This is a genomic window from Streptomyces sp. NPDC055078, from assembly GCF_053607985.1.
Window position 1 is genome coordinate 1 of sequence record NZ_JBSGUP010000464.1, and the last position, 6,557, is coordinate 6,557.

Annotated in this window: 5 protein-coding genes; 2 read left to right on the forward strand and 3 right to left on the reverse strand. The window is 67.7% G+C overall.

Annotated features, from left to right (window positions below; genetic code table 11):
• The 3 genes from ACWF94_RS29355 to dnaK all read right to left on the reverse strand — a co-directional run.
• On the reverse strand, positions 1 to 308 hold a 308-nt coding region (locus ACWF94_RS29355; protein WP_453495011.1), incomplete at its 3' end, for a DnaJ domain-containing protein.
• 30 nt (positions 309 to 338) lie between these two features.
• Positions 339 to 1,055 carry a nucleotide exchange factor GrpE gene (gene grpE, locus ACWF94_RS29360; protein WP_453495014.1) on the reverse strand — a complete coding sequence of 239 codons (717 nt, stop codon included), beginning with the start codon at positions 1,053 to 1,055 and terminating at the stop codon, positions 339 to 341.
• Entirely contained in the window at positions 1,052 to 2,923 is a 1,872-nt protein-coding gene (gene dnaK, locus ACWF94_RS29365) for a molecular chaperone DnaK (protein ID WP_453495017.1), read from the reverse strand. Before dnaK ends, grpE begins: the two co-directional genes overlap by 4 nt.
• A 463-nt stretch (positions 2,924 to 3,386) precedes the next feature.
• Here dnaK and ACWF94_RS29370 point away from each other — a divergent pair, with 463 nt between their 5' ends.
• Entirely contained in the window at positions 3,387 to 4,118 is a 732-nt protein-coding gene (locus tag ACWF94_RS29370; RefSeq protein ID WP_453495020.1) for a sugar transferase, read from the forward strand.
• 91 nt (positions 4,119 to 4,209) lie between these two features.
• A complete protein-coding gene (locus tag ACWF94_RS29375; protein ID WP_453495023.1) occupies positions 4,210 to 6,492 on the forward strand; it encodes a (Fe-S)-binding protein in 2,283 nt (760 codons plus the stop codon).
• The last annotated feature ends 65 nt before the right edge of the window (positions 6,493 to 6,557 follow it).

The window sequence follows — 6,557 nt, forward strand, 5'->3', positions numbered from 1 at the left end:
CCTCCGAAGAGGTCGCCCAGGTCGAAGTTGAACGAGCCGCCGGCGCCGGGTCCCGGCCGGAACCCGCCGTTGCCGAAGAGGGCCCGCGCCTCGTCGTACTCCTTGCGCCGCTTGGGGTCACCGAGGATGTCATTGGCCTCGGAGATCTCCTTGAAGCGCTCCTCGGCCTTGGCGTCGCCCTTGTTGGCGTCCGGGTGGAACTCGCGGGCGAGCTTGCGGTACGCCTTCTTGATCTCGGCCTCGGTGGCGTCCTTGGGGACGCCGAGAACCTTGTAGTAGTCCTTCTCGACGAAGTCCTTCGTGCTCATCGACGTCCCTCCTTCCGGACGATCCCTGCGTCAGCCCTCGTCCGGGCCACCGCTCTCCTCGTCTTGCGCCTTCTCGCCCTTCTGGCCCTTCCGGTCCTGCTCTCCGGCGGCGGGCTCGGAGCCCCCCGATCCGGTCTGGCCGCCCGCCGGGGCCGCGCCCGGCTGGGGCTCGGCCACCGCGACCCGGGCGGGCCTGATGGTCCGCTCGCCGATGCGATACCCCGGCTGGAGCACCGCGACGCATGTGGTCTCGGTGACATCCGGGGCGTAACTGTGCATCAGGGCCTCATGGATCGTCGGGTCGAAGGGCTCGCCCTCCTTGCCGAACTGCTGAAGGCCCATCTTGGCGACGGCGGTCTCCAGCGACTCGGCGACCGACTTGAAGCCGCCGACCAGTTCCCCGTGGTCACGGGCGCGGCCGATGTCGTCGAGCACGGGCAGCAGCTCGGACAGCAGGGACGCCGTGGCGATCTCCTTGACCGTGATCCTGTCGCGCTCCACGCGGCGGCGGTAGTTCTGGTATTCGGCCTGGAGGCGCTGGAGGTCGGCCGTGCGCTCGCTGAGCGCCGTACGGACCTGGTCCAGCTCTGCCGTCAGACCGGTGATCTTTGCTGCGTCCCCTGCCGGGGCCGCCTGGTCCTTCTTCTCAGGGGACTCGGCGGACCCGGCCGACTCTGCGGCGTCGTCGGGAGTGGCGCCGGAGGGGACGTCGGGCTTCTCATCGAATCCCGGAGTCTCCTCCGTCACGCGGCACCACCCTTGGTGTCCTTCTCGTCGTCGACGATCTCGGCGTCCACGACATCGTCCTCGGCCTTGGCCTGCTGCCCGTCGGCGCCCGCGGCCCCGGCGTCGCCCTGGGCGTCACCGGCGGCGGACTGCGCCTGGGCGTCGGCGTACATCGCCTGGCCCAGCTTCTGGGAGACGGCCGCGACCTTCTCGGTGGCGGTGCGGATCTCGGCGGAGTCCTCGCCCTTGAGCTTCTCCTTCAGCTCGCCGACGGCGGTCTCGACCTCGGTCTTCACCTCGCCCGGGACCTTGTCCTCGTTGTCCTTGAGGAACTTCTCGGTCTGGTAGACGAGCTGCTCGCCCTGGTTACGGGTCTCGGCGGCCTCGCGGCGGCGGTGGTCCTCGTCCGCGTACTGCTCGGCCTCCTGGCGCATCCGGTCGACCTCGTCCTTCGGCAGCGAGGAGCCGCCGGTGACGGTCATCTTCTGCTCCTTGCCCGTGCCCAGGTCCTTCGCGGTCACGTGCATGATGCCGTTGGCGTCGATGTCGAAGGAGACCTCGATCTGCGGGACCCCGCGCGGGGCGGGCGGCAGGCCGGTCAGCTCGAACATCCCGAGCTTCTTGTTGTACGCGGCGATCTCGCGCTCGCCCTGGTAGACCTGGATCTGCACGGACGGCTGGTTGTCCTCGGCCGTCGTGAAGATCTCCGAGCGCTTCGTCGGAATCGTCGTGTTCCGCTCGATGAGCTTGGTCATGATGCCGCCCTTGGTCTCGATACCGAGGGACAGCGGGGTCACGTCGAGGAGCAGGACGTCCTTGACCTCACCCTTGAGGACACCGGCCTGGAGCGAGGCGCCGATGGCGACGACCTCGTCCGGGTTCACACCCTTGTTGGCTTCCTTGCCCTCGGTCAGACCCTTGACCAGTTCGGCGACGGCGGGCATCCGGGTGGAGCCGCCGACGAGAACGACATGGTCGATCTCGGAGAGCTGGATGTTCGCGTCCTTGATGACGTTGTGGAACGGGGTCTTGCAGCGCTCCAGCAGATCCGCGGTGAGCTGCTGGAACTGGGCGCGGGTCAGCTTCTCGTCCAGGTGCAGCGGGCCCTCGGCGGACGCCGTGATGTACGGAAGGTTGATCGTCGTCTCGGTGGAGGACGACAGCTCGATCTTCGCCTTCTCCGCGGCCTCGCGGAGACGCTGGAGAGCCATCTTGTCCTTGCCCAGGTCCACGCCGTGACCATTGGCGAACTGCTTCACCAGATAGTCCACGACCCGCTGGTCCCAGTCGTCACCACCGAGGTGGTTGTCACCGTTGGTCGCCTTCACCTCGACGACGCCGTCGCCGATCTCCAGCAGCGATACGTCGAAGGTGCCGCCACCGAGGTCGAAGACCAGGATGGTCTGGTCGTCCTTGTCCAGGCCGTACGCCAGGGCGGCGGCGGTCGGCTCATTGACGATCCGCAGCACATTCAGACCGGCGATCTCGCCGGCCTCCTTGGTCGCCTGGCGCTCGGAGTCGTTGAAGTACGCCGGGACGGTGATGACCGCGTCGGCCACCTTCTCGCCCAGGTAGGACTCCGCGTCGCGCTTCAGCTTCTGCAGGATGAAGGCGCTCATCTGCTGCGGGTTGAAGTTCTTCCCGTCGATCTCGATCTTCCAGTCGGTGCCCATATGGCGCTTGACCGACCGGATGGTCCTGTCGACGTTCGTGACCGCCTGGCGCTTGGCGACCTCGCCGACCAGCACCTCACCGTTCTTCGCAAAGGCGACGACGGACGGCGTGGTCCTGGCACCCTCGGCGTTGGTGATGACGGTGGGCTCGCCGCCCTCCAGAACGCTGACGACGGAGTTAGTCGTGCCCAGGTCGATGCCGACCGCACGTGCCATGTCAATTCCTCCAGCTGACTACTTGAGTGGATCTGGCTCAAGGATGCATGACCCCGCCCCCGGCGTCAACAGAGCTGAGTCGACCCCACTCAACTTTTATCTCCTACTTATCCGCACCCGGGCTCTGACCTGGGCATCCACGGGGTCAACCCCGGGGGCGTGAGCAGCGTCACGGGGATTGTCCGGGGCGATCGGACCCCACACGCACGCCTGCCGGGACACCACCGGGAGCCTGCACCCGCACCCCCGCGTGCGGCGCACCGGGCAGCGCCGCCGCCCGCCCGAGTCCCCCGTCATCTGCCGGAGTGCGGGGCGGTGACCGCGATATCTACCAAATGCCCCGATACCATCCCATCCGTCGATACCCACACAAACCCACCCGAGACCGACGTATCACGGATGACGAGATACGGATGCCGCGTTACGGGTGACCAGATGATGACGAGATGAGGAACGTACGCGCATGCCCGCGAAGCGAATCGTGGATCTCCTCGGCAGCGTGATCCTTCTGGCGCTGCTCACCCCCCTGCTGCTCGCCCTCGCCGCGGCGGTCGCCGCGACCTCCCGGGGCCCGGTGCTCGTCTCCCGGGACCGGGCGGGCCGGGACGGCCGGCCGTTCGCGATACTGACGTTCCGTACGGCTCCGGGCACCCGCGTCGGGCGGCTGCTGCACCACCACTTCCTCGACCATCTGCCGCAGCTGATCAATGTCGTACGAGGCGAGATGTCCCTGGTGGGCCCGCGCCCGCTGACCCCCGCGAGAGCGGCTGCCGCCGTGGGCACGGAGCGCGCGAGAGAGGCCGTACGCCCCGGAATCACCGGCCTGTGGCAGATCGGCGGGCGCTCGGGGCTGCCGTGGGAGGAGATGCCCGTACTCGATCTCCACTATGTGGAGGCACACTGGCTGGGACTGGACCTGAAGATCCTGGCCCGGACGGTCCCGGTGGCGGTACGGGGGCGGTCCCTGCCCCGGCGCGGACCGCACCGCTGGACGCCGGACGTCGGGGTGCCGGACGTCGGGGTGCAACGCCGCTGGGCGCCACACCGCTGGGCGGCGGACGGCGGACCGGACAGCGGACCGGACAGCGGGCCGGACAGCAGGCCGGACGCTGGTCAGGGGAGCCTGAGCGACGCAGATCACCGCCCGCCCAACTACAGTGCGACGGCAGAAATGGGTAGTCTCAGCACGAACTGATTAAGTTACCGCTTAGTATCGATGCGGTGTGCGGTACGCAGTGCTCAATCGCGCCGGATCGTTCCCACCTCGCAGGCCCGAGGAGCCCGAAATGCAGCTCGCCGCGATCGTCGTGTCGCTGGTCCTGACGGTGGTCGGTGTTGCGCTCATCGCCCGAGCCGTCGCGCAGATCTACCGGTTCGTGAAGCTCGGCCAGGCCGTGCCGGCGGGCAGCCGCACCGACGCGCCGAAACAGCGCACGATCACCCTGGCCAAGGAGTTCCTCGGCCACACCCGGATGAACCGCTGGGGGATCGTCGGAGTCGCCCACTGGTTCGTCGCGATCGGCTTCCTCACCCTGCCGCCGACCCTCCTCCAGGCGTACGGCCAGCTCTTCCAGGCCGACTGGGTGCTGCCGGTCATCGGCGAGTTCCCGCCGTTCGAGATGTACATCGAGTTCATCGGCCTGATGACCGTCGTGGGCATCCTCGTCCTGATGGCGATCCGGCTGCTCAGCCTCCCCTCCCGGGCGGGCCGCAAGTCCCGCTTCGCAGGGTCCAAGGCGTGGCAGGCGTACTTCGTCGAGTACGTCATCCTCACCATCGGCGTCGCGATCCTCGTCCTGCGCGGTCTTGAGGGTGCGATCCACCACGTGGACGGCTACCAGGCCGGGTACTTCGTCTCGTACCCCCTGGTGGCGGCCTTCGACGGTCTGAGCGTCTCCACGCTCCAGACATGGATCTACTTCACCGCCGCGGTCAAGATCGGCACCTCGCTGATCTGGATGATCACCGTCTCGCTCAACACCAATATGGGTGTCGCCTGGCACCGCTTCCTCGGTTTCCCCAACATCTGGTTCAAGCGGAACGCCGACGGCGCGTCCGCGCTCGGCGCGCTCCGGCCCATGACGTCCGGTGGCAAGGAGATCGACTTCGAGACGGTCTTCGACGACGACGCCGAGGAGGCCGTCTTCGGCGCCTCCCAGGTCGAGCACTTCTCCTGGAAGGGCATCCTCGACTTCTCCACCTGCACCGAGTGCGGCCGGTGCCAGTCGCAGTGCCCGGCCTGGAACACCGGCAAGCCGCTCTCCCCCAAGCTCCTGATCATGTCCCTGCGCGACCACGCGCACGCCAAGGCCCCGTATCTGCTGGCCGGCGGCGGCAAGACCATGGAGGGCGAGGAGAAGGCCACCGCCGAGGCCCTTAAGGATGTCCCGGCCGCCGCGCTGGCGGAGGCGGAGCGCCCGCTGATCGGCACGCTGGAGGAGAACGGCGTCATCGACCCGGACGTCCTGTGGTCCTGCACGACCTGTGGCGCGTGTGTGGAGCAGTGCCCGGTCGACATCGAGCACATCGACCACATTGTCGACATGCGCCGCTACCAGGTGATGATCGAGTCCGCGTTCCCGTCCGAGGCGGGCACCATGCTCAAGAACCTGGAGAAGAAGGGCAACCCCTGGGGGCTGGCCAAGAAGGCGCGCGTGGAGTGGACCAAGGAGGTCGACTTCGAGGTGCCGATCGTCGGTCAGGACGTCGAGGACCTCTCCGAGGTCGACTACCTGTACTGGGTCGGCTGCGCGGGCGCCCTGGAGGACCGCGCCAAGAAGACCACCAAGGCGTTCGCCGAACTCCTCCATATCGCCGGCGTGAAATTCGCGATCATGGGCGGGGACGAGAAGTGCACCGGTGACTCACCGCGCCGCCTGGGCAACGAGCCGCTGTTCCAGCAGCTCGGCCAGGAGAACGTCATGATGCTGAACATGGCCTTCGGCGAGGATGACGAGGACGAGTCGACCAGGAAGCCGAAGTCCGCGAAGAAGATCGTCGCCACCTGCCCCCACTGCTTCAACACGATCGCGAACGAGTACCCCCAGCTGGGCGGCGAGTTCGAGGTCATCCACCACACCCAGCTTCTCCAGCACCTCATCGACGAGGGCAGGCTCACCCCCGTGACCCCGGTCGACGGCCTGATCACGTACCACGACCCCTGCTACCTCGGGCGTCACAACAAGGTCTACACACCCCCGCGCGAGATCATGTCCGCCGTCCCCGGCCTGCGCCAGCAGGAGATGCACCGCCACAAGGAGCGCGGCTTCTGCTGTGGCGCGGGCGGCGCGCGGATGTGGATGGAGGAGCGGATCGGCAAGCGCATCAACAACGAGCGCGTCGACGAGGCCCTCTCCCTCAACCCGGACATCGTGTCGACGGCCTGCCCCTTCTGCCTCGTCATGCTCACCGACTCCGTCAACAGCAAGAAGAACGACGGCACCGCCAAGGAGAGTCTCCAGGTCGTCGATGTCGCCCAACTGCTCCTGGACTCCGTGAAGACACCCCCGGCCGACCCCAGCCCCGCACCGGATCCGCAGGGCGCACCGGAACCACAGCCGGTGGAGTAGCCCTCCGCACGGGACCGAGAAGCGGGCGGCGCAGGCGTATAAGGAGGTCCCGGCCCGGTCGCAGG